Genomic DNA, 26,586 nt, shown 5'->3' on the forward strand with positions numbered 1-26,586 from the left:
GGCTTGCTGTACTTCTTAAAGCTCCAAATCTAAAAACCTCGTTTGATAGAATTCAGAGGTGTAAACTTTCCATTCTCCATCTCGTTGAATCAGGTAGTATACCCCTGAGCGATCTTCTGTGTAATCAAACGGTGCCTTTCTCGGATCCGCATATGTATACGTATAATTGATGATTAGATCCTCAACAACTACTTTTACAAACCGAGAAGAAATGTCTGTTGCTTCCGTTACAGGTTCTGAAACAATCTCACCTTCAAAAGTGTCACCGTCTTCAAACGTTAATTCACTGGAAAAAGCTTCAGCTAATCCTGCTTCATGTGCAAAACCAAATCGTGCAGCATCATTGATTTCATATAATCCTTCCACATCCTTGGCGTTTACCGCATCAAGTGTATCTGATTCGCTGTAAAGAACTAAATCCAATATATCTTCTGCATTCGGAAGATCTACCTCTTCAAGCCAAAGCGCCCGCTTTAACATAGCTGTCGCTTCTGCACGGTTTGCATACTTATCAGGGGAAACTGTCGTTTCACTTGTTCCTCTTACAACATCCACTCCGTTTACCATACGTACGTGATTGTAAGCCCAGTGACCAGGTTTTAAATCTTCAAAGTCTCTCGGTGTCCCTTCTTCAAAAGAAACAGTAGCTTCAAACGCACGGGCAACAATCGCAGCAATTTCAGCACGTGTAATCTTCATGTCCGGTTTGAATTCAGTATCGGATTTACCTGAAACAATTCCTAGAGCACTTGCTGTGTTAATGTCGTTTTTTGCCCAGTGTTTTTGAGTGTCTGTAAAAGCCTTACCTTGTTGATCTGTTTTTAACTCAAGAGCTCGAACGATCAGAACAGTGAACTCTGCCCGAGTAATACTTTTGTCTGGCTGTAAATAAAGCAGATCATCAGCGTCGCGAATTCCTTTGATGATGTTGGCTTGCAGCATATTCTCCATATCTGTTTGCGCCCAATGTCCATCAATATCTTCCGCATAATACTTCCCGATTGGATCGATGATATAATCTTCTTCTGCAAAAGCTGTTTGTGTAAACGGTGCAATAAACAATGTTGCAGCTAAAGCGCCGCCGATTAACTTTTTCATCCACTCTATCCCCTTGTTTCATAAATTGTTATTACAGGAAAATTTTATATATTTATGTAAGAGTTGTCTTGCATCTAATTTACTATTTCACAAAATAGCTTTTGTGACCAAAAGAAAAAGCCTTGAGTAAACTCAAAGCTCTTCCTCTTCTTCATCAAGATAATAAAGGTTTTTCTCTATATAATCGTTTGTGTACACTTTCCATGAACCGTCACGTCTCACTAAGTTATACACACCAGAACGATCTTCAACAATCGAATCTGTAATAATATTACCAGTCGGTTCGTCATTTTCATCCGTTTCTGGGTATTCGAAAGTGTTTTCAACTACGTAGTTTTCAACTTTCACCGTTGCAAAACGTGTTGATGTTGAAAGTACAGTCAACTTTGGTTCTCCAACGATTTTATAAGTATCATCATATTCCTTCATATCTTCATCTTCAAACATCCAGCGATACATTTCATTTTCCATACCAATATAGGTAAGAGCCAGTCCAAAATGGTTTTCGTCATTTAATAGATCAAGTGTATCTGCATTACGGTTGTTGTATGCTTCAATCCAGCCATTCTCATCTTCTAAAATAAGCGTTGTTAAGTCCTGCGGATTTGGTTTATTTAACTCTTCTTTTGATAGAGCACGGCGAATCATAGCTGTTGCTTCTGCACGTGTTGCGTTCTTACTTGGAGAAACCGTTGTTGCAGTCGTTCCATTGATAATTTTCACACCATTTACTTGGCGGACGTGATTATACGCCCAATGCGTGTTTGGAAGATCAGTAAAGTTCTTTGGCGTTCCATTTTCAAAATAAACGGTAGGATCAAATGCTCTGTAAAGAATAGAAGCGATTTCCGCGCGTGTAATCTTTCCGTTTGGATCAAACGTTGTTGCTGTTTTACCAGAAACCACACCTAATGCGCTAGCAGTATTAATGTCATTTTGAGCCCAGTGATTTGCTGTATCTGTAAAATTAATACCTTGCTTTGTTGTTTCAAGTTCAAGAGCACGTACAATCATAGCCACAAATTCCGCACGCGTAATCGTGTTATCAGGGTTTAAGTAAAGGTAAGTTATACCCCATTTGCGATCTGTCACTTTTTGACCGCGTAAAATATCTGACTGAAGCATATCGAGCATATCCCCTTCTGCCCAATGCTCCCATGTGTCATCCGGAAAATAATCATCCATTGGATTTTTGTATTCCGCATTAACCGGTGAAGCTAGTGATCCAGCAATAATTGCTGCACTTAATAAACCACCAATAAACTTTTTCAAAAAAGTTCCCCTCATTTCAAAATATTATACATTACGGAAAAATTTTATATTTTTTAAAGAGGTTTGTCCTATGCCGTTTGTACTATTTTTAAAAATAAATGTTCGTTTAAATCATTGATTTAATAGGATTTGGAGTGAAATGATGTTTTTCGACTTTTTCTTATATTTTTCGCAATTTTATTATGGTTGAAGATTAATAGTTAACAATATTAATTATGTCTTGAAAATAATTTATAGAAAGGACCCATCAATTATGATAGGTCCAATGTTTAAGCTATTCTTTTTTCATAAACTTTTCTAAAACATTACTAAATATAACTTTATCTGAGATGTTCAGTTCTTTTTTAGCTTGATCATAAGCTGGTTTACAAAGGTTAATATCTGTAATTTTCCCGGTCTTCCCATCAAAGCACGTTCCTTTATCAAAGAATCCGTCCACTGATGATTTGTATGTGTAGTCCCCATTTGTGAATGAAAGATCACGCTGAACGACAAGCTGATTCTTCTCTTCGAACAAGTTGCCGCCCATCATGTAACGATCGTCGAACGGAACCCCTAATGCATGAAGAATGGTTGGTGAAAGATCGAGCTGTCCGCCCGTTCTTTCATACACACCTTTTCCTTCATCATTTGGTAAGTGTATGACGAGTGGCACTTCATGGAACGTTTTTTCGATATTGTACGGAGTGAAATCTTCCCCCGCGATTTTCATCATCGCTTCATTATTATCGACACCATAGTCATGGTCTCCATATAGAAGTAGCACGGTTTCATCCCACAGGTTTTCTTTCTTCAAACGTTCAACAAGCATGCCGACCGCTTCATCTACATAGTGAACAGAATGCAGATAGTCGCCGACAATCGAACCTTCGTATTCTCCTACATTCAGCGTACGGAATTTTGACTGGATATTATACGGATGGTGACTCGTGAGTGCGACCATAAATCCGTAGAACGGTTTTTTCATTTTGACTAGTTCGTCCACTGATTGCTGCATGAACGGCTTGTCCCCAAGTGTCCAGCCTGCAATCTCTCCTTCTTTAAAGTCGCCTTCACCGAAGAAGTGGTCAAAACCGTAGTTATCATACACCACATAACGATTCCAGAAACTCTTTTTGTATGCATGGAACGCCGCTGTTTCGTAGCCGTTTTGCTTTAAGATGCCTGGCAGCGAATCGAACGTGTTGCTTGGATAGCGAACATAGACCGATCCCGAATATAACGGATGAAGAGATGCGTTTGCCAAGAATTCCGCATCTGATGTACGGCCTTGCCCCGTTTGAAGCGAGAAGTTCGGGAAGTACATGCTGTCGTTAATTAATTTATTGATGTTCGGCGTGATTTCCTCGCCGTTAATTTTTTGATTGATCACGAAGTTTTGGAAGGCTTCGAGTTGAATCATAATGACGTTTTTATCTTTCGCCACTCCATAAAACGGCGTTTCATTGCTCATCTCTTTTTGATGATCGTTGAACCAGTTTTCAATTACTTTGGACTCTTTTGCCGAAATCTTTTTCTGTTCGAAAACCGCTTCGTTCACATAGCGATAGATATCAAAGCCGTGGAATCCTAAAAGACCGGTTTGACTGTACAGCGCCATGTTGTACCAGTTGCTAGCAAAAAGAGCTGATCCGTACTTTTTCGTGTATTCGTTTATCGGGCTCATAACGAAGAGGTACCCGATCACGAATGCAGCAAGTCCCAGTGCCCCGCGTGTTACCATACGAGCTTTTAGTTTCCCGTTGCCACGTTTGATTAAGATAATAACGAGCGGTATAAGGACGATGAGGTCTAAGATGAAAATAATATCTTTTGCCTGGAATAAATCTAGTATACTACCAGAAATCGCACCGACCTGATTCGCTTGAGACAGCACCGTCATCGATAATAGATCGTTGAAATATCGGTAGTAGATAAGGTCCCCTACGATTAAAAACGTTAGAACCGCATTAAGGATAAGTAAGCTGATCCAGCGTTTGCTTTGCTTTAAGAAAAGCGTCCAGAAAGAAACTAGCAATAGTGCCCCGACGCTGATTAACGTTAAACCTGCATAGAACCCAATGATGGTTCCTTCATTTAATAATTTGCTCAGGCTCTCTTTTATGAAGCCAACAAGGCCTGTTCGAGCGAAAACTGTATCAGAAAAAGCGCCAAATAAATAGAGTTTAAGAAAAACAGCGAGTAGAAAGGCACCATAGAAAAAATAGTCCCATCCCCAACGCTTGAAACCTTGTAGAATCATTCAATTGTATCCCCTTTCAGTACCTTTCTCATTTTACATTTTTATATAAAAAAGGGCAAACGTCCCTGATGGGAGTTTACCCATTTTTAAGTAGGTAGTGTACATTTTGTTAATGGTGGATGTGTCGAGGTGTGTCGGCTCGCGAGTATATTATTATTCTCGTGAGATTCCTTAAAAACTCGTGAAATTAAGGTTCATTTTCGTGAGATTACTAACGAAATTCGTGAGATTAACAAAATCCTAGAGCAAAATGGACCATTTTTACCTTTTGCCATCCTACGTAAGAATGCGCCAAAATAGCTTCAACAGCTATAAAAAAGAAGAGGAGAATAGTTATGAGTAAAATCGAACTAAAACCACCCGTAATTATTAAAAAACTGGAGGTCTTATTGAAGCGAAGTTCTCCCACAAGTCATAAAAGACCTCAAATCTTGGAAAGTTACCGAAGATTTAAAGCTGGATTTTCTGGTGAACAATCACTGAAATACTTTTATCGCTATTTGCCAAAAGACGGGCTCCTTTTTCTTCCCGGCTTACGAATCATGCATGATGAATACTATTTTCAGATGGATCAACTTATTGTTACTCCTACATTTCTACTCATTTTAGAGATTAAGAACCTTGCCGGACACCTTTATTTTGATGATAAGGTAAAACAGATGATTCGGACACTTGATGGAAAAAGGGAATGTTTTGAAGACCCCATTGAGCAGGTAAAGCGGCAAAGTTACCACTTAAATCAAATTTTGAAGCAGTGTAAGTTTCCTGCCATTCCTATTGAAAGGCTTGTTGTCATTACAAATCCATCTACAATTGTAGAATTCTCCCCTTCATATAAAGAGGCTTTTGCAAGAGTTATCAAGAGTGCTCAACTTCATCATAAGTTCACGTTATTCCAGCAAAAATATCAAACTTCTATATTGTCGAGTAAGGAGATGAAGAAAATTAGTAAACAATTGTTTAAATTACATGACGCCCACGATCCAGATGTTTGCGATCTGTTTCAAATGGACAAACATGAATTATTGAATGGCGTTCTATGTCCCAAATGTGACCAGCCTTTCACCATGTACTATAAAGGAGCAAATTGGTGGTGTCTCAATTGTCCGCATAAATCTAAAATAGCCCATATTGAAGCACTTAAAGATTATGCCCTTCTTATTTCCCCTACCATTACGAACAGAGAGTGCAAATACTTTTTACACCTTCCATCCACAAGTATCACGACCCATTTGCTGAAAGCACTCATTCTTCCTTATACAGGTTCTACAAAATCTCGTTCCTACAACTTATTACCCTTACTAAACTTAAAATAAAAAGACAGCCCCTAAAGAAGGAGCTGTCCTCTTACAATTAATTGATCTTCATCTTCAACGAATATGGTGTTAAGGATGCATTACCGAATACATCGGTTACTTTAATGAAGTAGTTCCCTGCTTTTACATTGTAGTTCAACACTTCAGCATCTCCCAATGCATACGTATCAGATGTTGCGACAAGCTTGCCTTTGCTGTCGTAAAGGCTAATCACGCCATCGATTTGATCGTTTGCAAATGTGATCTGACCTGAGTGAGGAGCCATGAAGCTGAATGAATACCAATCAGCGTCTCCGCCTGCTACTCCTGCATTCAGGTGGCCATTGCTTTCCCACTCTTTCATTGCCGTACGCTTCAGCTTGATCGGCTTGGATGGAATGTTGTTTTTCACAGCAGATCCAGCATCTTCATCCTTCGTGTTAACTGGTTTTACAGTCAGTTCGTACTCGTTAAGGTTCGGACTTGGGAAATCCCACAGCCATTGGTCAGCGATTACGAAATATCCTTTGCCAGCTTTCGCTTGGAATGAACCTTGCTCCGGTCCGCTATCCCAGCTCTTGTCATACATACGTGCAGAGCTATATTCTTCCGGATCTAAAATGCGGTTGCCGTTTTTGTCTTCCAAAATGGCAATTACGCCATCAATCGGTTTTAGCAGGTCAGGATATTTTTCCTGCATTTCTTTTGTAGGTGCAATTGTTTTGTAATGTACACCATACAATCCGTTCGTTTTTGCTTTTACATAATAAGCATCATAGTCGCCGTTCATCGCGTAGTTACCACGAACCGTTTCAGCTGGCATGTCTTTTACTGGTGTTTTCTCGATATCATTGTTTGGTTCGTACTTATCTTCAGGATTTTCAACCACAACTTTTGAAGTAAAGCTGTACTTGTCAAAGCTCGGCTGATAGTTTGGATGCATCACACGGATAAAGTATTCTTCTCCAGACTGAAGCCCTGCAGAAAATTTATCTTTTGTTTCAATGTCCATGAAGCCCCAAGTGATGTTCGTTGCTACAGGTACAAGTGTTGTAAAACCATCTTCGAATTCCATGATCTTCATGATTTCCATTGCTGGAACGGCTTCTGAAGAGCTTAAGTCAATTTCAAATATTGCACTTTCTTCTACTTCAAACTTGTAGAAATCTTCATCACCCGCATATTGGAAGTATCCTTCTGCACCTGCTTCGGGATCATATTCAAGTGCTGCTTCGCGAATGCGCTCGAGCATTGCTTTTTCTTCTTCCATCCAGTCATCTTCGCCACCCATTGAATCATGGTGGTTCTTTTTGTACTCGTTGCGCCTAGAGATGTACTCTTCAACATCCATGTCGCCTTCCATGTACTCTTCTTCCAGATGCCCACCATTCGGGAAGCCATCTTCATCTTCAGATACAGGTTTTGCATCAATAGTTAATGAATACGGAACATGAGAAGAAGGATACTCACGGTTCATTCCATCTTCAAACAAACTCATTGGGAAGAAGAATCCTGGTGTATGGTTATCAACTTCGACCACATACTCCATTCCAGGCATAGCTTCAAAAGTTAGAACCTCCCCTTCACCAGCTGGCTTCAGGTTTACGATATCCATTTCCTGCTCCATTGGAGGCATGTCCTCTGGCATATCTTCAGGCATGTCTTCCGGCCATGGCTCGATCATTTTCAAGCTAAGCGTCGAGTCGATTCCAGGAACACCGCCAATTGCAACTTTCACGATCTGAGACTCTTCTGTTTTAAACGAATAAAAATCAGAATCTCCGTCGTGTCCAGTGAACGTCCAGTCACCTTCCCCTTCGGATACAAACGGGAATGATTCAACCGCTACCGGATTTTCACGTGTATTTGTATCTTCTAGTAAACGATCAAACTTCTCAACAGACAGTTTGTACGCTGATTTTCCATCCGCATTGTAGTTTCCGTTTACGTCACTAACGCCAATCACAAGCGTTCCGTCTTCAGGCACTTCATACAAATGTCCTTCTGTTTTGCCTTCAAGCGTCTTGTTCACATCTTTTTGAAGAGGCTTGATTGCTTTACCTGCCAAATAATACGTAAACTTGTAGTCATAATCAGCTGAACCTTCTAAAACCGTTTGTACATACTCACCCTTTTTCACTGGGAACTGAATGAACTGCTCTTCGTATGCCTTTTTGATAGTGCCTTCTTTGACTAATTTCTCAGATACATCTACTTTTTCAGCCGTTTTTAACAGACTTGATTTGCTCTTCGCTACATATACAGAGCTAGGAATTTTGGAAGTGTCAAAAGACAATGCTTTTACAGGATCCACAAGACCGTTCGCATACTTTACATCGTAGCCTTTTGCACCAAGATCTTTACCGGTTTGTTCTAAGATGTACTCGATCTGTTTCGGCTTAAGATTCGGATTTTTTGATAATAAAAGTGAAGCTACACCCGCTACTACTGGAGATGCCATGGATGTTCCGCTCAGTTTATAGAAAGTGGATTTCTTCTCATAATCATAAAGCGGTGCATATACATTCTCACCTGGTGCTACTACGTCCACAGATGGTCCGTATGTAGAATAAGTAGAAAGCATATTATCCTTGTTTGTGGAACCAACAGAAATTACCCCTTCAAAAGCTGCAGGATAACTGTTCAGGTTCATCCCTTCATTTCCCGCTGCAGCAACAACCGTTACATCAGCTGCAATAGCCTTTGCTACTGCATCTTGAATCAACGGTGACGGGAAAATGCTCCCTAAGCTCATGTTGATGACTTTTGCCTTTTTCTCAATCGCATACATGATGGCATCTGCGATTACGTAATCTGATGCACCCATCCCTCGGTCAAAAACATCAATCGGTAAAATCTCTACGTTTGGGTTAACCCCATAACCGCCGACACCATTTCCTTTTTCTGAGGCAATGATACCCGCAACATGCGTCCCATGATAATCAGGCGTCCCCTGGTTCATTGGGTTTACCGCATTATAGGACGGCAGCAGTTTGTTTTTTAATTCAGGATGCTTTGAATCGATCCCCGTATCGATTACCGCAACACGTACTTTGTTTTTACCAGCCATAGATTGAGCCTTGTCCACATTTAAAAGAGACATGTGGTATTGCTGATCAATTTTCGGATCAGTCGTCCCAAGTTTAACGAAATTTGCAGACGGAGAAACGATATCTACTTTCCCCAATTTGCTGTACGCCTTCATAACGTCTTCCATTTTCTTGCCGCTGTTGATCTTAACAACATCGTACTTTAGTGACGACATTCTGCGCTGTAGTGTTGCTCCCGCTTTTTTGTGTTCACTCGTGGACAACGTTTTGTTGTACTTGACGAGTAATGTAGTTTCGCTGATCTGGTCTTTCTTTTTAGCCAAGTTGTACGGATTTTCCTTAACTCGACTTCCTGGTTTAAATAGTTCAGAGACCGGAATGGAACTCTTTTCAACAGAGTAATTATCCGTCTCGGCAAATACAGGCGCAAAGCTTGAGCCTATTAAGCTGACAGACAGTCCGAGCGACGCCAGCGTTTTATGCCATTTGTTCATACCTTCAACCCCTCTAAAATAGAAATTTTTGGTACCCCTCGTAAACTAGTATAGCAAATTATCAAACTACTTTACAAATTTTTACAAAAATATATTACTATCATTTTAATAGAAAAACTTTAAACAAATGTTTAAAAGATACCTAACAATAAGGACTTTTTTACCGATAAAAAAGATATAGTTTTTACCCGTTTAACTAGTTATCGGTATGCCGCGGTTAAGACTTAAATGGTACAACTGGAGAAATTCAGTGTCACAAAGCTATAGGGGCTAAGGTCTTGTACTACGCCAGCCAGCTGCCATTACCATTACACTTTAGGAGGAATTGGTATGAAAAAATCATTGGCAAAATGGGTTACCGCAACGACTCTAGCATTCACAGCTGTTGCTGCAACAGGAACAACGGGCTTTGCTGCTAAAAAGGAACATAAGCAAGAATCCGAAATGGTAACTGTTGTTTACCAAGGTGAAGTACTAGAATTAGAGGAAGCAGGAGCAAGATTGTTTAGAGAAAACCTGATCCTGCCTGTTAAAGCTATTGCAGAAGCAAACGGCGGAAGTGTAGTCTATAATGAAAAAAGCATTACAGCAACACGCGGTGACATTTCTTACACGCTAAGACTTCACCCGCGTTTCTTCCAATTTGATAACGAAGATGTGCTTTTTGCAATCATCCCTTCAAAAATCTATTCTGGTAAATCAATCAACTCGTTAAAGTTCATCGAACGTGCACTTGGCGTTACACTTGAGTTTAACGAAGAAGATAACACGCTGTACATTAACTAGTCATCGGGGTAAAACTATGTACAGAAAGAAGCTGCTCACTTTATGTGGCAGCTTTTTCTACTTTGGGTATTTGATGACCTGTAATTTCACGGAAATCACTGTTATTCTAACGAAAATAGGGGTTAATCTCACAGATTTTTTACATAATCTCACGAAAATTTCAATATACTCGCGAGCAGACAATCCTCGACATATCCACCAATAAAAAAAGAGCCAATCCCAAAAAGATTAGCTCCCCATCAAACAGTATAATCAAGAGTCGGCTGAAACTCTCTAAATTTATAGTGTACGAGTTTAGAAGTGTTCCATCTTTTCTCCATGAGGTTCAGTTTCTTTTTTACGTAATCAAAATGCGCTTTCCCCTGATACTCATCACCGAGGTATATTTCGCATTCGTTATTCCCTAAATACACGACCTTTAAGATGTGGCCGTTCAAATGGCAGATGTATAAACCGTTGCCTAACCGGATCACCGTTCACACCTCTTCTTTCAAGGAATGTTTCCAAGCTTCATAGGCAAGAAAAGCGCGCACTTCTTCCTTATTAATTCCCATTTCTTTCGCTTGCGTAACAAGCTCAACCCATTCAGGATCAAGCAGCTCTACCTGAATATTTAACAATTGTTCCACAGGTACCTCCAACGCTTTAGCCAATTTTTGTATCATATGCGCAGACGGGTTGGTTTTATGACTTTCGATGCTGCTTAAATAGCCTTTAGATATTTTTGCTTTATGGGCAAGCTTCGTGATGCTGAGACCTTTTCTTAATCGGAATTTCTTAATTTGTTTCCCAAGACGCATATTCACAAGCAACAACTTCCTTTGCTATAAAACCTCCTCTTTATCCAGAACAGCTTTTACAATATAGCGGTGAGTTGGATTTTTCATGGGATGACACGTAATTAAGGTAAGAATACTTTCAGATGAATCTTTCCTTAACACCGATAAATCATCAGGCAGCACGATCATTTCATCGATGATTCGATATGTAAGCTTTTTGTTTTTTGTTACCACGTGAATCGTGTCCCCAACTTCCACTTCTGGCAAACGGTTGAACTGTTTCCCGTATGTGTAGCTTCGGTGGGCAGCAATGGCCGAATTTCCAGCCTCCCCAACAGGAGAGGTGCCTTTTAGATGTCCAGCTGCTACTTTTAAATTAGCCTGGGAGGCACCTTCCATAATTGGGATGGTTAAATCAATCTTATTTATTTCTAGCTTTCCGATAATTCCGTTCTTCAGTTTTTGGGGTTCATGTGTACGCTTTGGTTCGCTGTTATCTGAAAAAACATCATCCAGCTGCTGGTAGCTCTGTTGGATCACAGAATCTTCATCACTAGATTCCCAGTCTTTCAACAGCTGTTGTTCCTGGTAAGAGTAATATGCACTTTTTGCTTTTGGATAAACCATTATACACAAACCAGTTGCAATTAAGAGGTATGCGAGCCACTTCATCTCTTATCCTCGTTTAAATGGATTAGGAATAATAGATTTCTTGATGAGCAGCAGACCAAGTCCAGCGAGTGAGATGAAGAATCCTGACAAGATGATAAAGAGTGGATTCTCTTCACCCGTTTGCGGCAGAGAACCTGTGTCTTTGCTCGGCGGATCAGCCGGTTTCGTAGGTGTTGGGTTGTTGCTTGGTGGTTCATTTGTCCCCGGTGGAGGATCTGTGCCGTCTCCGTCACCAGGCGGGTCTGGTGGATCTCCATCATCCGGTGGATCCGGTGGGTCTCCGTCATCCGGTGGGTCTGGTGGATCTCCGTCATCTGGTGGGTCTGGTGGATCTCCATCGTCTGGTGGGTCTGGTGGATCTCCATCGTCTGGTGGGTCCGGTGGGTCTCCGTTACCTGGTGGGTCCGGTGGGTCGGCGTCATCTGGTGGGTTGTTTCGACCATCAGCATACAAAATAAATTCAACCTCAGTAGCTAAACCTTGGAACTCATTACCTGATTCGTAAGGAAATACAATAATTACATCAAGAATTTCTTCACTAAAACTAGACAGAAATCTAGATTTTGTAGAAAATTCACTTATTTTTCCTTCGTAAAGAATCTCATTAGGAGTTGATATTTTTAATTGTAATTGTTTAAAAAGCAAGTCATTACCTGATACTTTCTTTATTGTTGAGTTATAAAAAAAGTTTGTATTACCATCATTTTTTATTATTAATTTTCTTTCTGCCCAGTCCCCAGGGGCAAATCCACTAATATTAAATAATTGTTTTTGGGGAAATAAAGATAGATTTAGAACAGTAGAACTTTTAGTAGCTCCTGTACTCCCAACAGGAATAATAGTCAATAAGAGTAAGACACATGTGTATAAAAAGGAAAAAAATATAATTTTTTTCATTATATTCTCCTCTCATCACCTTACATATAGAACAAAAGACGGGTTTAACCCGCCTTCGTTCATACTTTTAATCAGTTATTACATCCCCATTACCTGTAGGAGTTCCACTTCCTGTATTAGCACGTTCCATTCCATCTCTTTGCTGTGCATTGAATATGAGTTGAGCAGTTATTGAATCTCCTTGTTGATGATTTTGATTTCCTAAGTTTACATATTCTAGTTTTATTTCATATCGATCAGAATCACCACTACCAGCAGCTAATCCGTTACGGCTAATATCTACTTCACCCAGATCTCTCAATTCTTTAAGAGTAAGTCCTGTTAAAACCAAAGTAGTATTATCTCTCTTCATAGCCTCTAATGGTGATCCATCAAGGTTGAAAATACTAACTTTAATATCATCTTCAAGTTTATTCATATTACTAGGATCAATTGGGACACCTGTAGGGTTAGCTACATCATTTAGGGTATAGGTAACATCAAACCAAACATGCTTAATATCAACTGAACCAGCGTTTGTAAGATTAATGTTTCTTGTCATTGTATCACCTGGAGCAAGATCACTAATTTCGAATAAAGCACTAGACTCCATTTCAGGTTTTAAATCTAATGTCCCAGCAAAAAAATCATTGTCAGCTAAAGTCTCCGAATCTGAGAATGCTGCCCAGGTTCCCCCACTGATCATTGCCAATCCTAATGCCCCAGAAGCTACTCCTAAACCGATTTTCTTTTTGATACTCATTTACTTTTTTCCTCCCTATCGCCCACTCTTCATGGGTATGTAATTTTTATATTGAGCCCCCAATAAGGGGGATTCAACCGAAGTTAATTAACCATTAATTGTTGTTTCTTTGTTTTTTGATGGATCTAATTCTCTTACCGTTTGCCAGACTGTAATCCCTGAATAAATCAATAAGAACAAACCCGGTAGTATTAAAAGTATTGCTGTACCCTCTTTTGATTTAGCAAAATCTATAGCATAGCCTAAGAAAGGTATTGTAAATCCTTTGTATTCACCTACAACGTTCTTAGAAAGTATTGGGTCTTTATCCGGATCTTCGTTGTTATCACCTTTGGTAACGTATTGTGTTTGTTCACCTTGACCTCGTACTTCCAAAACTCTGTGAGTTACAAGGGAATTGTCTTCTTTTATGAAAGTAATAACATCATCTTTTTGGAAACGGGTCATATCTCCGCCTGGTTTAATCGCGATAATAGATCCTGTTTGAATGCTCGGTTCCATTGATCCTGAAAGAACCGTTTTTAACTGATAGCCTAAGAAGTTCGGTTCTCCACCAGAAGCTTTAGATGAAATGACGACAAAGGCCATGAATAAAAGGGATAAAAATAATATGGAAGTGATGATTCTACTCATCCAAATCTTTGCTTTAATCAATATTTTTCACCTCATAATCTTTTATTGTGTTTCTTCAGTTGTTGTCTCACTTTGCTGTATGTTTTCTGTATCATCGTTATTTGTTTCATTAATTTCAGTACTATCTTCTGCTGGATGTTGCAATTCAGTATCTGGTGAATCATCTGTATTAGGAGTTTCTGGCGTAATTTCAGGATTTTCTGAAGTTGTGTCAGGTGAGTCATTTGTAATTGTTGGTGTTTCAGGGTTTTCAATTATGCCATCAGGGTTTTTAGGAACTTCTCCTAAAGTAATAGTCTCGCTCCATAATGCTTTTTCTGGGTTTCCTTTACCACCTGTTGATTTATTCCCATGTCCTTCCCTTTGAACTGCTTTAAATTTATAATAACCAGGAGTAGTCGTTGCATATTGCAAGGTATAAATTTCATCCTTTTTCAATAAAGGTAGTGAATCTTTGTAAACCTCTACTCCAAATTTCGGATTACCCTCGGGAATATAATAAACTGTATAGTCAACAGAATCAGTCATATCACTACCACTATTCTTTATGGTGGCAGATATACCGTTTGCAAAACTCGATTCTCCAATAAACTCTAAAGAACTCTTCTCCCAATCATCAGTCGAATCTGGTGGATCAGGTACTTCCCATTCTGTTTTTAAAGGAAGGGTTAGAGTTTCAATATCATTGAAATAAGCGCTGGTTGTTCCTAATAAAAACATCAATGAAAATGTCGAAATGTAAAAGATGGTTGCTACCTTAATGGTAAATAAATAAGCCCAATGTTTATTTCTAAATTTCCTAAGCCGTTTATTTCTTATGACAATCCCCACCTTTATTAGAGGATGATTTCTCAACTTGTTCTTTTTAAAGAACGTTTATGTTGTTATTATAGAACGTTATACCTACTTTAAAAACCCTCATTTAAGCTCATTTTTGTTCTTTTTAATGTACAAATGTACTATTTACCTTCCTTTTTCTTCAATTTTCATACATTTTTGTAATTTTTAAAGAACCTTATGTTCTTTTTAATGAACTTATTTTAATTCAAAACTATCACATAAACCCCGAGAATTATTTTCCTCTAACAAAATCCACACTACTTTCCAATCCTCATAAAGCCCATCATAAACTCAGTAGTTTTCCTAACATAATACCTTACAAAATATTACATAAAATTCACTTTTAAACCGATATAAATTGAAGGGTACAACTGGAGAAATCCAGTGTCACAAAGCTATAGGGGCTAATGATTGGATTCATCCGGTCGATGTCAGCCAGCTGCCATTACCCTAACAAACATTTCAAGGAGGAAAGGGAATGAAAAAGAAGGAAACTTGGTACAAGAAGCTCACTTTCAGCTTTTTAGCTGCCACGATTGTCTTGGCATCACCTGCATATTCGGCTGCTGAAGGCATGAAGGATTTTGTTGCCCAAAAGGATAGTGGAAAGGGCAAAGGACACAACGAAGATGACAACAGCGATGACGATACAGACGATCCCGAAGAAGATGAAGACGACGATGAGGAAGATGACGATAAAGGGAATGGGAAAGGTAAAGATAACGGCAAAGGCAAGGACAAAGAAAAAAAAGGTGCTGAAAAACAGCTTGAGCAGATCAGCGAGCGTTTGGATGACATTGAAGAGCTTATTAGTGAAGCAACGGATAAGCTCGACAGCATCTTAGGTGGACAAACACCTTCTGAGGAAGAGTCTCCAACTGAAGAGGAACCACCTGTCGAAGGAGAAGAACCTCCTGCAGAACCACCAGTGGAAGATGATCCAGCAACTGAAGAACCTGTAGAAGATGAAACTCCTGCATCAGAAGAAGTTTCTGCACAAAACACTGAGACTGAAACTGATGAAGATACAGCGGAAGACTCCACTGAAGATGTTAAAGAAGACGTAACTGAAGAAGATGACACTGAAGAAGAAGAAACCGATAAAGATTCCGATGATGAAGAACAGTCTGAAGAAGTTGCAGAAGAAGAGGAAGAACTCGATGATGAAGAAAAATACGAAAGCGCAAATGGCGTTCGTGGCAAACTAATTTCTTCTATTAATCAATTAAGTGCTGTTGAAAAACAGATTTCCGGATTAGAAAGCAAAACGGATAATGCTGATGAAATTACAGCATTGAACGAAAGAGCTGCTTCCTTAAAAACTGCGGCTCAAGAGCAATTAGATCGTATCGAAACAGCTAAACCAGAAAAAACAAATAAAGAAGAAAGCAAAAAAGAAAAGAAAACAAAAGTTTTTGTAGATGATGTTGAAGTGGAGTTCGACCAAGAGCCAGTAGTCATCGCGAACAGAACCGTTGTTCCGCTTCGTGCTATTTTTGAAGCATTAGGTGCAGAGATCACTTGGGACAACAAAACGCAAACTGTTACTGCAACAAAAGACGGAGTTACGATAACACTGAAAATTGGTGAGAAGTCTGCTACAAAAAACGGTGAAACAGTGGAACTCGATCAAGAAGCGATTGCTTTAAACGGACGTACGATGGTCCCTGTTCGTTTTATTGGAGAATCTTTTGATACAGAAGTTGTTTGGGATCAAGAAACCGGCGGGATTTACGTCGTAGAATAGAAATAACCCCCACTGCTAAAAGTTGTGGGGGTTATTTAAAAATATATTAAATATCTTAATTTGCTATAAAAATGTTCCCTGTTCCTGCATCCCACTTTACCTTTGCTCCTATTGATTCTGAGATAAACCTTAGTGGAATCATCGTTCTGTTATTAATTACTTTTGCAGAAGCATCTATGTTAAAGAGAACTCCATTTTTATAAGCTTTATTAGAGTTTAGTTCAAGCTTCACCACATCTGTACCCTTTTTGATGATCACCGAGTTTGTTTTTGAATCCCAGCTGACAGTCGCCCCTAAGTCATCGAACACCCCGCGCACATGGACCAGTGTTCGTCCATTGATGTAAACTGGATCTTGGTCAAACGTCTGGAACACCCCATTCACATATATGGATTCTCTCAAGTGATTTGTAATGTTAGGTAATACAACTTCCCAGAACTCTCCTGAAATCTTTTCATATCCTTTTACACTAGGGTGAATGTCTGAAGGGTTTGGAAGATTGACTTTAACATTTACTGCAATTGCTTCTTTTGTTGGTACATAAACGCCATCTTCGCTAACGGCAGCTTCTTTTATCGTATCGTTCAATTCGTTTAATATAGGTAGAAACTGTTCTTGCTGATCAGCTGGCAAGTATGGATAGGCATTGTAATAACCCATTACATAGACTTTTGCTTGTGGGTTAAGAGATTTGATTTCTACTAAAATATCTTTTATATTGTTTTCAACTTGTGTTAAAACCTCAGAAAGATCCACCGGGTCAATAGATAGCCCATCATCTGTTCGTTTCATCTTTTGAAGGAGGTCATTCGCTCCAGCATCTAACGTAATCATATCTGCTTCTGCAATATGAGCTCTGATTCCTGTAGTATCGTCCTTACCTTTTCGTACATCATTTAAAATATCATCAAGTACTTTTTGTGAGGTATACATCGAAAAAGCATACTGCTTACTAAAGGAATTTAAAAATCCGATTTCTTTTAAATCTTCAGCCAGTAAATCTGCATACCCTTTTCCAATTTTAAAATAAGGGGTTTGACCTGCAGCTAAAGAATCCCCAAGTGCTAAATAAGTCACCGGTTTCGTTTCTGTCTCAGCATGAACGGTTGTCACATTTGACAACAGCAACGAAAACAACAGTGCAAAACTTAATAACAAAGAAACGAAAACTGAATTCTTTTTAGTGTAAAACATTTGTTCATCCCCTTTTCTTCTCATAAAGAAAGACCGCTTCCAAAAATGAAAATGATGAATGCGGTCTTCCAATCTTTACTCAAACACTTTATTAATAGTGACTGACACTTTTCCCTCTTCAGCCTTCTGTGTATTCAGATTATAACGAGTGGCTAAAGCTTTGCTGTATTGATTCCACTCTGATGTAAAATCATAATATGTTTCTTTATTTAAAATGTATGCTCCTAATTCAGCTTTCATCTTTTCACTATAATACTTACCAAGTTCCAGTGAATCTCCAGAATCCTCGAAAGCAATTTGAAGATTCTTCAATCCGTGATCTTTAATATAAAAAAGGAATAAGGCGTCCTTTCCATAAACTTTTGTTTTAGCTGTTAATGAACCTTCTCCATACGCAAGGTCCCAATAGTCTATCTTTTCTACAAGCTTGTCAATTTTGTTGAGAGGCATGCCTTTATAAAACGGTTTTAGTAGAGTTGTAAGTTCTCCCTTAAAAATATACGCGGTTTGTTCTTTGGGTGACCATTTTACCTCCGATCCAAATTGCTCACCAATAAAACGAAGTGGGAGGAAAGCACGGCCATTCTTAGCAGCAGGTGCAACATCAATGATCGTTTCTTCTCCGTTAATAAGAACCAACTTAGAATTCAATTTAAAGTGGATATATTTCATGCCATTCTTGATTGTTATACCGTTTGTTGCCGGATACCAATTCACTTCAGCTCCCAGTTCCTCTGCAACCCCACGCAATGGTACCAACACCCTGCCGCCCTCAGCAAAGGGTTGAGTATCAAAATTGACTAAGCTGCCATTGATCTGGACTTTAATGTTGTCTGCAGCTTGAGTTATTGAAGATAATCCAAATACAATAAAAAAGGTAAATAAAAAAATAAGAATTCCTTTCATCCCTGACCTCCTAGTTATCGATTCATTTCAATATCTGTTAAGGTACATGTAATGTCTAAACTATTATACTACCAATAATATACATTTTGTACTATAAATGGTTTTTCTAAATAAAAAAAGAACGAGTAATTGCTCGTTCAATTCTCTTTCTCACAGTTAACCAAACCCTGCATGTACTTTTTCATGACACCGTTATATGAATGTCTTGTATTACAAACATTTGGTTCTATACTATTATTTTCTCTATTTGGGTATTGTATAATTTCTGTCTTTTATCGCAATCAAAAACAAAAGGAGACATTACATGAATAAAGCAGATCTAATTAAATCACTATGTCAGTTTGTTGAATCCGGAGATCAAGCTTCTGGTAATGAATTAATTAATCACCAATATCCCTTTAAAAAGATAGAATATGTAAAGCGAACTTATTCAAAAGCTTTGATGTTGCGGGTTTTTATGAAAGATGGATTTATCGATCGGTACAGCGGTCAAAAGTTAATATTTCCACCGGTGCTCAGAATTCTTTCGATGAACTATCCCAAAGAATTCCCGTTTCATCCAAATTGGAAGATGAGTGAATGTCATCCTGCCTATTGGGACCTCATGCCCACTATTGATCATATAGTACCGATCACGAAAGGTGGAGATAACATGAATGAAAATCTGGTGAGTACTTCTATGATGCGGAATAGCGCTAAGGCCAACTTTACCTTAGAAGAGCTAGGTTGGATGTTATACCCACCAGGTAAACTAGAAAATTGGGATGGACAGCTTAAGTGGTTTATAGATTTGGTAAATGAAAATTCCGGATACTTACAAGTTCCATATATTAAAGAGTGGTTTTTAGCAGCAAAAAAAATATAGTAAGATTATCTATTTTCTTTCCATTGTATATATTGTCTTCTAAGGTATGTACCGCAAGGACGATACCCTGCTGCTAATGCTTTATGTTCATCCGCAAAGAATACTCGTTGATTTACATACCCGCCTTTTTTAATAGCACGCATTGCAGCTGTACAATCCAATTTTCCATAAATTTCCCCTTTACGATTACCACCAAATCTACCTGGAACTTCACATTTATAAAGCTGTCCATTCACATCCATAAGTGTGTAATGAATACTCAAATAATCATCGGAAAAATTGTCGATTAAAAAGGAAATCGGTAAATTTTTGTAGAAATATACAATATTACAAATTATTGGTAGGTGTTTTCGGTGAGAAGAGTTGTTATTACGGGTATGGGTGCTGTGACACCTCTAGGGAATACTTTTGAAGAAACTTGGGATGCGGCCGTTAAGGGAAAGTCGGGCATTGGAATGTTAACAAGGTTTGATTGTACCCATTTTTCAGCTAAAACCGCCGCAGAAGTTAAAGATTTTAACCTGTCTGATTACATTAAGGTGAATGAACGACATCGTATGGACCGTTTTACACAATACGCTGTCGCTTCTTCTATTATGGCAATTAAGGATGCAGGTATCATACCAGGTAAAACGATAGACCAAGAAAGAATTGGTGTTTCTTTTGGCACAGCAATCGGGGGGATCGAAAGTTTTGAAGATACCTATAGAGATCTCCAAGAAGGTGGATATCAAAACTTATATCCTTTTTCTACTACCACAGTAATCTCGAACATGGCGGCTAGTCAAGTTGCCATCTCTTTAGGAGCAAAAGGGGTTAATACATGCACAGTCCTTTCTTGTGCATCGGGATCGAATGCAATTGGAGATGCGTTTCGAGTGATACAACGAGGTGAAGCTGATGTCATGATCGCTGGAGGATCTGAAGCCTCTTTGACTCCATTGGGTATAGGTGCCTTCTGCGCGATGGGAGCCATTTCTACGAATCCAGACCCGAAAAGTGCATGCCGTCCTTTTGATAAGAACAGAGACGGGCTTGTTATGGGTGAGGGTTCGGGTGCATTGGTTCTAGAGTCACATGAATCAGCGATTGAAAGAGATGCTGTTGTTTATGGTGAAATTGTAGGTTATTCGACTGTCTCTGATGCCTACCACATCACGAGCCCGGCTCCAGGAGGAGAAGGTGCTGTAAGAGCGATGGAAGGAGCACTCTTAGATTCAGGATTAAGTAAAGATGATATTGGATACATCAACGCACATGGAACAAGTACAGCTTATAATGACAGGTTTGAGACAGCGGCAATCAAAACGTTCTTACATAATAGAGCTTACGAGGTTCCGGTCAGCTCCACTAAGTCGATGACAGGTCATATGATGGGGGCAGCTGGCGCAGTGGAGTCTATATTTACATTAATGGCAATTAAGACCGGTCTTATTCCTCCTACCATTAACTTACATACGAAAGATTCCGACTGTGACTTGGATTACGTCCCAAACCAGACGAGAAAGGTTTCTATTAAAGCAGCGTTGAGTAATGCTTTGGGATTCGGAGGCCATAATACCGCCTTGATCTTCCAACAATTTGATGGGAGATATTGAAATTTCACCTTTCATTTACATCTAGGAGGAAATAATGTTGTGCGAACAGAAACTACAAATTGTTCTTATTATAAGATAGATGTCAAAGATTTTAAAAAAGCAGTTCAGCTTTATGTAGATTGCATAGGATTTCATTTGCTCTATCTAAAAGAAAATATCGCAATCATTGAATCATCTGATGGTACCATAATTATTTTGTATTCAAAAAATCATAACTACTAAAACTAAAAAAGGATTTTTGGGATTTCCTAATACTTCACCAATAAAATATATCGAAAACTTTCCGAAACTATAGGTAGAAACATTATGATTTTAAATACTGACGCACAGTAAAAGAGAGAATCCGAATAATAAACTTATTTATTTTGCTGTTTTTTCTCCTATTATGCGTTTATATGGTAAAGGAGGAGATTTTTTATGACAATAACCGAATGTCCACGTTGTGGATCAGAGCTGAAAGAAGATGAAAGAGAGTACTTACAAGAACAAGAGGATAACGGAGTAGTGATTCATGTATATTCTGCTAATGTTTGTCAATGTGGCTATATGGAACAGAGTGAAGTCATTCCAGAAGTGATTGCTCAACAAGGAGATGACCGACTGCTATTATTATATGCGGATGACCAGGCACGAATTTTAGATATTAAGGATTGGGTGATTTGGCCACCCATGCACGTTGAGTCCTTGCTTGGAAGAGGTTACTGGGATAAGTATACAGGTAACTATGATGTCAAGATGTTACTAAGTAAAGCTCGTGACAACAAAGCAGCTTTTCTCGAAACACCAAATCTATTCCAGTTTGCGACGAGTGAATTATCACAAGATGCTTTTTTATGCTGGCTTATCTCCTGGAGTCTGAAAACTTATGAATCGATAGACAGACCGTTGTGCAAAGCAGCCTTTCTTTTCATATCCGAAATATTTAACAGACACCAAATTCCTGTTCCGACCATCCAAACCGTTACGATTAAACGACAGTTTAAATCACTGGATATCTTGGCGATTATAAACGATAAATTTGCGATCTTGATTGAAGATAAAACGTACACAAAAGACCATTCTTATCAGTTGGAGCGATATCGTGAATCTGTGCAAATCGCTTTTCCACACCTGATTCAGTTACCTGTATACTACAAAATTGCGGATCAAAGTCATTACCGATCGATTGAGAAAGCTGGTTATATCCCTTTTACGCGGAACATGATGCTCGATGTACTTAAAAAGGGTAAAATAAATGGAGTAAAAAATGATGTGTATCTGAATTATCTAGATCACTTACAAAAACTCCAGGATAAGATTGCTGCTTTTCGTACAAAACCTGTATTAGATTGGGATGCATATGCATGGCAAGGTTTCTATCAGGAACTACAAAGAGAGATCAAGGGAGATTGGGGCTATGTATCGAACTCTGCCGGAGGTTTCTGGGCTTTTTGGTGGAAATCAAAGCGCAACAAGCCATACTATTTACAGCTCCAAGAACAAACTTTATGTGCAAAGATAGTGATAGAAGACAAGAACAAGCTAAAAGAATTTCGACTAGAAAGACTAAGGGAAATATTAACAGAATCGGATATGCAACGTCTATCCCTGCGTAAACCATCTCGATTACGAAAAGGCAAAACGATGACCATTGCCCAAAGATCTGATTATATTCAAATGAACGAATACGGTATTATAGATTTGGACCGTACTATTTTAGAGTTAAAAGAATATTAAAGAATTAGTCCTTTAACTGTACATAGCCTATATAAATTTTACAATAAATAATAAAAGGAAGGTTTCTGGACTTTCCTTTTAGAACATGATAAACACCCTCTCAAAAACAATGTTACATGGGCGTTATTGATTCTTCTTCATTTCTTTTAGGGCAACTACTTTTAACGCTTGTAACTCTTCCTCTGTAAATTTAGATTGGATATCATTGTAAATCTCTTCTTTTTCTTTGCTCGTTAATCCTTCTCTTACTTTATCACGCATTTCAACCATTTCATTTACAGAATACTTCTTTGACACTATCTTTATTGCTTCTTCCTTAGTTGTGAAGGGTAAATTTTCAGGAGCTTCTTCCCCGTCTTCAAGGTAATTTTTTATCTCCGGGTCTTCAAGTAGCTTATTCACCTCTTCTTCATTTGCAACTAAAGTGGTAGAAACTTGATCCATTACTTTATCTGCAGCATAGTCCATAAAAAAATAATAAGCACCAACGCCAAAAACAATTAATCCAATCACTATTCCGACTAACCACTTCCACATAAAATCACCATCTTTTAATGTTACCTTAACTTTTATTATACATTATGGTAATTTGTAAGGTTAAACATTCAATCTAAATCTTTTCCAAGCCTAACTTTTTCATAATCATTGTGATTTGGTCCTTCTTCAAAACTAAATGCCCTTTAATTCAAAATAAAAAAAAGCTGCTAAACAAACAGCTCAACTAATCTTCAACTAATACACTTGTTAAAATTAATTTTTACTCTACTTAATTCAGATAGTATTTATTAATTATAATATTCACTGTCGATATTACCGCTGCTGCACAAAAGAAAAACTTTTAAGAGTATCTCAAAGGTTTTCTAACTGCTATGCAAAAATCCCTTTACAAGATATTTCACATCTTATCGTACTACTTCACCTTTATTTAAAAAGATTTTCATAGCCCGAATAACATCTTTTTTAATGGCATCTTTTGCAACGACTGTTAAGTCATGATAGAAAAGATTGGAGTTGTTTTCTATAAAATCTTTTATTGCGTACGCACCAGCCTTTGCCGCATAGCTATAGTAATTTATTTTTCTGACACCGGAGTTAATTGCTGTTACGTAGTCTTCTTCGCTTAATCCTGAACCGCCATGCATGACAACTGGTCTTTGAATGTTTTTATAAATTGCACAGAGCCTGTCGAAATCAAGATTTGGTTCCTTTAAATAGATCCCATGGACTGTACCGAACGATGCTGCTAACGCATCTATTTCCGTAATCTCAACGAAGTCCTTTGCGATTAATGGATCTGTATAATAATCTATTAAATCACCTTCTGCGAATGGCTCTCCGCCTTTCGTTTCTTCTCCGCCAATTCCCGAAGAAGCAATCATTCCAAGCTCTGCTTCAACTGAAACATTCTGTCTATGGGCATACTCCACTATTTCTATAACCGTTCTAACATTGTCTTCATAATTCATATGAGAAGCATCAATCATCACTGAACTAAAGCCTATGTCAATTGCTTTTTTAACGATTTCAAGATTGGAACCATGATCAAGGTGAACCGTTACTGGAACATTGGCTCTTTTGGCAAAATCAATGAGGATTGGTCCCATTATTTCAATTGGGATTATTTCATTATGCACTTCAGCATGTGACAAAATAATTGGGGCTTGTAATTCTTCTGCAGCTTCTATTACCGCCCTTACTGATTCTAAAGTTGGAGAATTAAAAGCACCTACTGCGTAATTCCCAGCTTCAGCTTTAGTTAAAATTTCTTTTAAATTTACTAGCATAATGATCCTCCCTTAAAGTTTTATTTCGTCTTTCTTTGGAAATTCTTCATACATAGTTATCAATTGTTCGTAGCATTTAATACCAGATGTGCTGTCCTCCTCAAATAACGAAGAGGCCGCTGCTGCTGTACCTAACTTCATTGAATTTGGAAGGTCCAAACCTTTTAAAGCTCCATATAACACACCAGAAACATAAGCATCCCCTGCCCCAACTGTTCCCTTAATAAATTTTTTATCGAGTAATAAAGAAGGTATACTATATACATTTAATCCATCAAATCCAAAGCTGCCTTCTGGTGTATGGATTACCACCCAATCTTTTACCCCTAATTCTTTCATTTTTAATAAAACTTTTTTGATATCCTGAATTATTAATTCTCCTGACGAACCTCTTAAATCTATTCCCACACTTTTACCTGCTTCAAGTTCATTTATTACACAATAGTTTGTATATTTTAAACTCGGAGGTACAATTTGTTCATACCTGCTACTATTCTCACTAACAATATCTATAGATGTTTTGATTCCTAACTCTTGTGCTTCTTTCAAAACTTTTGCCATCTTTGTTCCAAATACACTATCTTCTTTATCCAAAGATTCCAACAATAGAATATACCCTATATGTAAAATCTCGGATTTTAAATTCTTTAAATTGATAGTATTCTCATCAAATAATGATGAGTTTCCTCTGTATGTAAAAAAAGTCCTGCTATGATCAAACTCATCTTGAATCACATCAGTAAATGGGGTATTTCCAATCATTTTCACTTGATTCAAGTCTATATTTCTATATTCTCTTAATCGTTCTTTCAAAAATTCACCTTTTTCATCGTCACCAATTAGGGTAACAATTTCAATTGGTATGGTGTGATCAATTTTTGCCAAAGAAACAGAACAATTAGAGACTGCTCCACCAATTGACCTACTAATATTTTGTATTGTTGTAAGTTCAGATTTATTAGGATATTTACTTATTCTTTTAATTTCATCCACCGTTATAGTACCTGCAACTGCAATACCCTCTTTCAATTTATCACCTGCTTCAAAATTCTATCGTTTAAAACTATCTATTTGCGAATAAGTATTACAAGGACTTCTAAACAATGAGATTCTTTGACTAAACTCTTTTTTTAATGACATTAATTTAAACCACAACTCTTTTTTAGTAATGGTTATAATGCGCGAGCCTCAAAATACTCAATCATTCTATAAAAAGGAGTTAGCGAGGACACAGTCCTCAGTTTTTGATTGACTTCATTGTTTTCAATGAAATCCGCCACGGCTGAAAGAATCTTCAGGTGCCGTTCTCCACAGCCAGCAATTGAAAAAAGCAGATATGCTCTTTCACTGTCATAATAAACACCTTCCGGAAACTGGGCGATTACCATTCCTTCCTTTAGGATCGAGGCGCTTCGGTTATTAAGTCCGTGTGGAATAGCAATTCCATTGGCAATATAAGTGGAACAAATTTTTTCTCTTTCAAGCATTTCATTTACATATTCTGCAGTAATAAAGCCTAACTCTATCATTCTCTGTCCGACAAGCCGTATTGCATCTTCTTTAGAACATGCAGAGCATGAAAGCATAATCTGCTTTTCAGTGATCATTTAGATAATTTCCCCTTAATAAATACATAAGTTGATCATACCCTTTCGTATCTGTATAAGAATCGAGAAGAAAATGGCGCTTATCCGGATAAAGTTTCTGCAGTGTTGTTTTAAACCGCTTATGAGTGACAATAAGTTCAGTTCCGGCTGGAATTTCCTCTACAGCAGAGAAATAGACGTTTACTTTCAATCGGCTGAGGTTTAACCTTTTCCGAAGCATAGCAGCCCCAACTACGCTCGTCCCCATGCCAGCTGGACAAACAAAAGCAATTGTATTTATTTTTAGCTGGAAATCTGATGAATTTTTCATTGATGATAAGGTTTTACACCCCTTATTTTATTTCTTAACTAAAGTTTAACAGGATAGA

25 protein-coding genes and 2 riboswitches are annotated in these 26,586 nt (G+C 38.2%); of the genes, 6 read left to right on the plus strand and 19 right to left on the minus strand.

The genetic code is table 11. The features are described from left to right. Nucleotides 1-15 precede the first annotated feature (15 nt). From ABE41_RS17115 to ABE41_RS17125, 3 genes are all read right to left on the minus strand, one after another. Nucleotides 16-1,098 carry an S-layer homology domain-containing protein gene (locus tag ABE41_RS17115; RefSeq protein WP_066292972.1) on the minus strand — a complete coding sequence of 361 codons (1,083 nt, stop codon included), beginning with the start codon at nucleotides 1,096-1,098 and terminating at the stop codon, nucleotides 16-18. 132 nt (nucleotides 1,099-1,230) lie between these two features. Beyond that, nucleotides 1,231-2,370, minus strand: a complete 1,140-nt coding sequence (locus tag ABE41_RS17120; RefSeq protein ID WP_066292974.1) for an S-layer homology domain-containing protein — start codon at nucleotides 2,368-2,370, stop codon at nucleotides 1,231-1,233. Between the two features lie 274 nt (nucleotides 2,371-2,644). Further along, nucleotides 2,645-4,612, minus strand: coding sequence for an LTA synthase family protein (locus ABE41_RS17125; RefSeq protein ID WP_066292982.1), 1,968 nt, complete (start codon nucleotides 4,610-4,612; stop codon nucleotides 2,645-2,647). A gap of 335 nt (nucleotides 4,613-4,947) precedes the next feature. Here ABE41_RS17125 and ABE41_RS17130 point away from each other — a divergent pair, with 335 nt between their 5' ends. Beyond that, a complete protein-coding gene (locus ABE41_RS17130; RefSeq protein ID WP_066292984.1) occupies nucleotides 4,948-5,928 on the plus strand; it encodes a nuclease-related domain-containing protein in 981 nt (326 codons plus the stop codon). A gap of 37 nt (nucleotides 5,929-5,965) precedes the next feature. Here ABE41_RS17130 and ABE41_RS17135 read toward each other — a convergent pair whose 3' ends face one another. Next, entirely contained in the window at nucleotides 5,966-9,451 is a 3,486-nt protein-coding gene (locus ABE41_RS17135; protein ID WP_066292987.1) for a S8 family serine peptidase, read from the minus strand. Nucleotides 9,452-9,671: 220 nt separating this feature from the next. Beyond that, a riboswitch (cyclic di-GMP riboswitch) is annotated at nucleotides 9,672-9,755 on the plus strand. Between the two features lie 26 nt (nucleotides 9,756-9,781). Between ABE41_RS17135 and ABE41_RS17140 the strand changes: the two genes are divergently transcribed. Continuing rightward, nucleotides 9,782-10,237, plus strand: a complete 456-nt coding sequence (locus ABE41_RS17140) for a stalk domain-containing protein (protein WP_066292989.1) — start codon at nucleotides 9,782-9,784, stop codon at nucleotides 10,235-10,237. A gap of 239 nt (nucleotides 10,238-10,476) precedes the next feature. Here the strand turns inward: ABE41_RS17140 and ABE41_RS17145 are convergent, their stop codons facing one another. The 7 genes from ABE41_RS17145 to tapA all read right to left on the minus strand — a co-directional run bounded on the left by ABE41_RS17145 (nucleotide 10,477) and on the right by tapA (nucleotide 14,815). Then, nucleotides 10,477-10,710, minus strand: a complete 234-nt coding sequence (locus tag ABE41_RS17145) for a hypothetical protein (RefSeq protein WP_066292992.1) — start codon at nucleotides 10,708-10,710, stop codon at nucleotides 10,477-10,479. 3 nt (nucleotides 10,711-10,713) lie between these two features. Next, complete coding sequence (locus tag ABE41_RS17150) at nucleotides 10,714-11,037, minus strand: helix-turn-helix domain-containing protein (protein ID WP_066292995.1); 324 nt, start codon at nucleotides 11,035-11,037, stop codon at nucleotides 10,714-10,716. Nucleotides 11,038-11,061: 24 nt separating this feature from the next. Continuing rightward, entirely contained in the window at nucleotides 11,062-11,688 is a 627-nt protein-coding gene (locus ABE41_RS17155; protein WP_066292996.1) for a class D sortase, read from the minus strand. A 3-nt stretch (nucleotides 11,689-11,691) separates the two neighbouring features. Continuing rightward, nucleotides 11,692-12,585: an LPXTG cell wall anchor domain-containing protein gene (locus ABE41_RS17160; RefSeq protein WP_066293001.1), complete on the minus strand. Its 894-nt coding sequence runs from the start codon at nucleotides 12,583-12,585 to the stop codon at nucleotides 11,692-11,694. Between the two features lie 67 nt (nucleotides 12,586-12,652). Further along, nucleotides 12,653-13,327 carry a TasA family protein gene (locus tag ABE41_RS17165; protein ID WP_066293003.1) on the minus strand — a complete coding sequence of 225 codons (675 nt, stop codon included), beginning with the start codon at nucleotides 13,325-13,327 and terminating at the stop codon, nucleotides 12,653-12,655. 87 nt (nucleotides 13,328-13,414) lie between these two features. Then, nucleotides 13,415-13,981: a signal peptidase I SipW gene (gene sipW / locus ABE41_RS17170; RefSeq protein ID WP_253805372.1), complete on the minus strand. Its 567-nt coding sequence runs from the start codon at nucleotides 13,979-13,981 to the stop codon at nucleotides 13,415-13,417. Between the two features lie 21 nt (nucleotides 13,982-14,002). After that, on the minus strand, nucleotides 14,003-14,815 hold the full coding sequence (tapA, locus tag ABE41_RS17175) for an amyloid fiber anchoring/assembly protein TapA (RefSeq protein ID WP_083207856.1): 813 nt from the start codon (nucleotides 14,813-14,815) through the stop codon (nucleotides 14,003-14,005). A 339-nt stretch (nucleotides 14,816-15,154) separates the two neighbouring features. Next, a riboswitch (cyclic di-GMP riboswitch) is annotated at nucleotides 15,155-15,247 on the plus strand. A 31-nt stretch (nucleotides 15,248-15,278) separates the two neighbouring features. Here tapA and ABE41_RS17180 point away from each other — a divergent pair. Further along, on the plus strand, nucleotides 15,279-16,547 hold the full coding sequence (locus ABE41_RS17180; protein ID WP_066293008.1) for a copper amine oxidase N-terminal domain-containing protein: 1,269 nt from the start codon (nucleotides 15,279-15,281) through the stop codon (nucleotides 16,545-16,547). A 55-nt stretch (nucleotides 16,548-16,602) separates the two neighbouring features. Here the strand turns inward: ABE41_RS17180 and ABE41_RS17185 are convergent, their stop codons facing one another. Beyond that, the gene (locus tag ABE41_RS17185; protein WP_066293011.1) at nucleotides 16,603-17,742 is read right to left on the minus strand and encodes an SGNH/GDSL hydrolase family protein; all 1,140 of its coding nucleotides are present in this window, start codon (nucleotides 17,740-17,742) and stop codon (nucleotides 16,603-16,605) included. Between the two features lie 75 nt (nucleotides 17,743-17,817). Continuing rightward, entirely contained in the window at nucleotides 17,818-18,648 is an 831-nt protein-coding gene (locus ABE41_RS17190; RefSeq protein WP_066293014.1) for a copper amine oxidase N-terminal domain-containing protein, read from the minus strand. A gap of 304 nt (nucleotides 18,649-18,952) precedes the next feature. On the opposite strand from ABE41_RS17190, the gene ABE41_RS17195 reads away from it, so the two are divergent. Next, entirely contained in the window at nucleotides 18,953-19,513 is a 561-nt protein-coding gene (locus ABE41_RS17195; RefSeq protein ID WP_066293016.1) for an HNH endonuclease signature motif containing protein, read from the plus strand. A 5-nt stretch (nucleotides 19,514-19,518) separates the two neighbouring features. On the opposite strand, the gene ABE41_RS17200 is transcribed toward ABE41_RS17195, so the two are convergent. Beyond that, the gene (locus ABE41_RS17200; RefSeq protein ID WP_253805374.1) at nucleotides 19,519-19,776 is read right to left on the minus strand and encodes a metal-binding protein; all 258 of its coding nucleotides are present in this window, start codon (nucleotides 19,774-19,776) and stop codon (nucleotides 19,519-19,521) included. 81 nt (nucleotides 19,777-19,857) lie between these two features. On the opposite strand from ABE41_RS17200, the gene fabF reads away from it, so the two are divergent. Together fabF and ABE41_RS17215 are read left to right on the plus strand one after the other, a co-directional pair. After that, complete coding sequence (gene fabF / locus ABE41_RS17205; protein ID WP_156774305.1) at nucleotides 19,858-21,111, plus strand: beta-ketoacyl-ACP synthase II; 1,254 nt, start codon at nucleotides 19,858-19,860, stop codon at nucleotides 21,109-21,111. 417 nt (nucleotides 21,112-21,528) lie between these two features. Further along, nucleotides 21,529-22,827, plus strand: a complete 1,299-nt coding sequence (locus ABE41_RS17215) for a PD-(D/E)XK nuclease family protein (protein ID WP_083207858.1) — start codon at nucleotides 21,529-21,531, stop codon at nucleotides 22,825-22,827. A gap of 123 nt (nucleotides 22,828-22,950) precedes the next feature. On the opposite strand, the gene ABE41_RS17220 is transcribed toward ABE41_RS17215, so the two are convergent. The 5 genes from ABE41_RS17220 to ABE41_RS17240 all read right to left on the minus strand — a co-directional run bounded on the left by ABE41_RS17220 (nucleotide 22,951) and on the right by ABE41_RS17240 (nucleotide 26,528). Next, on the minus strand, nucleotides 22,951-23,364 hold the full coding sequence (locus ABE41_RS17220) for a hypothetical protein (RefSeq protein WP_066293023.1): 414 nt from the start codon (nucleotides 23,362-23,364) through the stop codon (nucleotides 22,951-22,953). Nucleotides 23,365-23,729: 365 nt separating this feature from the next. Continuing rightward, a complete protein-coding gene (locus tag ABE41_RS17225; RefSeq protein ID WP_066293026.1) occupies nucleotides 23,730-24,611 on the minus strand; it encodes a class II fructose-bisphosphate aldolase in 882 nt (293 codons plus the stop codon). A gap of 12 nt (nucleotides 24,612-24,623) precedes the next feature. Then, complete coding sequence (locus tag ABE41_RS17230; RefSeq protein WP_066293028.1) at nucleotides 24,624-25,640, minus strand: carbohydrate kinase family protein; 1,017 nt, start codon at nucleotides 25,638-25,640, stop codon at nucleotides 24,624-24,626. A gap of 143 nt (nucleotides 25,641-25,783) precedes the next feature. Next, nucleotides 25,784-26,218 carry a PTS mannitol transporter subunit IIA gene (locus ABE41_RS17235; RefSeq protein WP_066293030.1) on the minus strand — a complete coding sequence of 145 codons (435 nt, stop codon included), beginning with the start codon at nucleotides 26,216-26,218 and terminating at the stop codon, nucleotides 25,784-25,786. Then, nucleotides 26,208-26,528, minus strand: coding sequence for a PTS sugar transporter subunit IIB (locus ABE41_RS17240; protein WP_066293033.1), 321 nt, complete (start codon nucleotides 26,526-26,528; stop codon nucleotides 26,208-26,210). The genes ABE41_RS17235 and ABE41_RS17240 overlap by 11 nt, the downstream gene beginning before the upstream one ends. Nucleotides 26,529-26,586 lie beyond the last annotated feature (58 nt).

Origin of the sequence: Fictibacillus arsenicus, from assembly GCF_001642935.1 — a bacterium.
Classification (GTDB): Bacteria; Bacillota; Bacilli; order Bacillales; family Fictibacillaceae; genus Fictibacillus; species Fictibacillus arsenicus_B.

Coding starts and splice junctions, on each gene's coding strand:
- ABE41_RS17115 (WP_066292972.1), bottom strand. CDS start 1,098: ATGAAAAAGTTAATCGGCGGCGCTTTAGCTGCAACATTGTTTATTGCA.
- ABE41_RS17125 (WP_066292982.1), bottom strand. CDS start 4,612: ATGATTCTACAAGGTTTCAAGCGTTGGGGATGGGACTATTTTTTCTAT.
- ABE41_RS17130 (WP_066292984.1), top strand. CDS start 4,948: ATGAGTAAAATCGAACTAAAACCACCCGTAATTATTAAAAAACTGGAG.
- ABE41_RS17135 (WP_066292987.1), bottom strand. CDS start 9,451: ATGAACAAATGGCATAAAACGCTGGCGTCGCTCGGACTGTCTGTCAGC.
- ABE41_RS17140 (WP_066292989.1), top strand. CDS start 9,782: ATGAAAAAATCATTGGCAAAATGGGTTACCGCAACGACTCTAGCATTC.
- ABE41_RS17150 (WP_066292995.1), bottom strand. CDS start 11,037: ATGCGTCTTGGGAAACAAATTAAGAAATTCCGATTAAGAAAAGGTCTC.
- ABE41_RS17155 (WP_066292996.1), bottom strand. CDS start 11,688: ATGAAGTGGCTCGCATACCTCTTAATTGCAACTGGTTTGTGTATAATG.
- ABE41_RS17160 (WP_066293001.1), bottom strand. CDS start 12,585: ATGAAAAAAATTATATTTTTTTCCTTTTTATACACATGTGTCTTACTC.
- ABE41_RS17165 (WP_066293003.1), bottom strand. CDS start 13,327: ATGAGTATCAAAAAGAAAATCGGTTTAGGAGTAGCTTCTGGGGCATTA.
- ABE41_RS17180 (WP_066293008.1), top strand. CDS start 15,279: ATGAAAAAGAAGGAAACTTGGTACAAGAAGCTCACTTTCAGCTTTTTA.
- ABE41_RS17185 (WP_066293011.1), bottom strand. CDS start 17,742: ATGTTTTACACTAAAAAGAATTCAGTTTTCGTTTCTTTGTTATTAAGT.
- ABE41_RS17190 (WP_066293014.1), bottom strand. CDS start 18,648: ATGAAAGGAATTCTTATTTTTTTATTTACCTTTTTTATTGTATTTGGA.
- ABE41_RS17195 (WP_066293016.1), top strand. CDS start 18,953: ATGAATAAAGCAGATCTAATTAAATCACTATGTCAGTTTGTTGAATCC.
- ABE41_RS17215 (WP_083207858.1), top strand. CDS start 21,529: ATGACAATAACCGAATGTCCACGTTGTGGATCAGAGCTGAAAGAAGAT.
- ABE41_RS17220 (WP_066293023.1), bottom strand. CDS start 23,364: ATGTGGAAGTGGTTAGTCGGAATAGTGATTGGATTAATTGTTTTTGGC.
- ABE41_RS17225 (WP_066293026.1), bottom strand. CDS start 24,611: ATGCTAGTAAATTTAAAAGAAATTTTAACTAAAGCTGAAGCTGGGAAT.
- ABE41_RS17235 (WP_066293030.1), bottom strand. CDS start 26,218: ATGATCACTGAAAAGCAGATTATGCTTTCATGCTCTGCATGTTCTAAA.
- ABE41_RS17240 (WP_066293033.1), bottom strand. CDS start 26,528: ATGAAAAATTCATCAGATTTCCAGCTAAAAATAAATACAATTGCTTTT.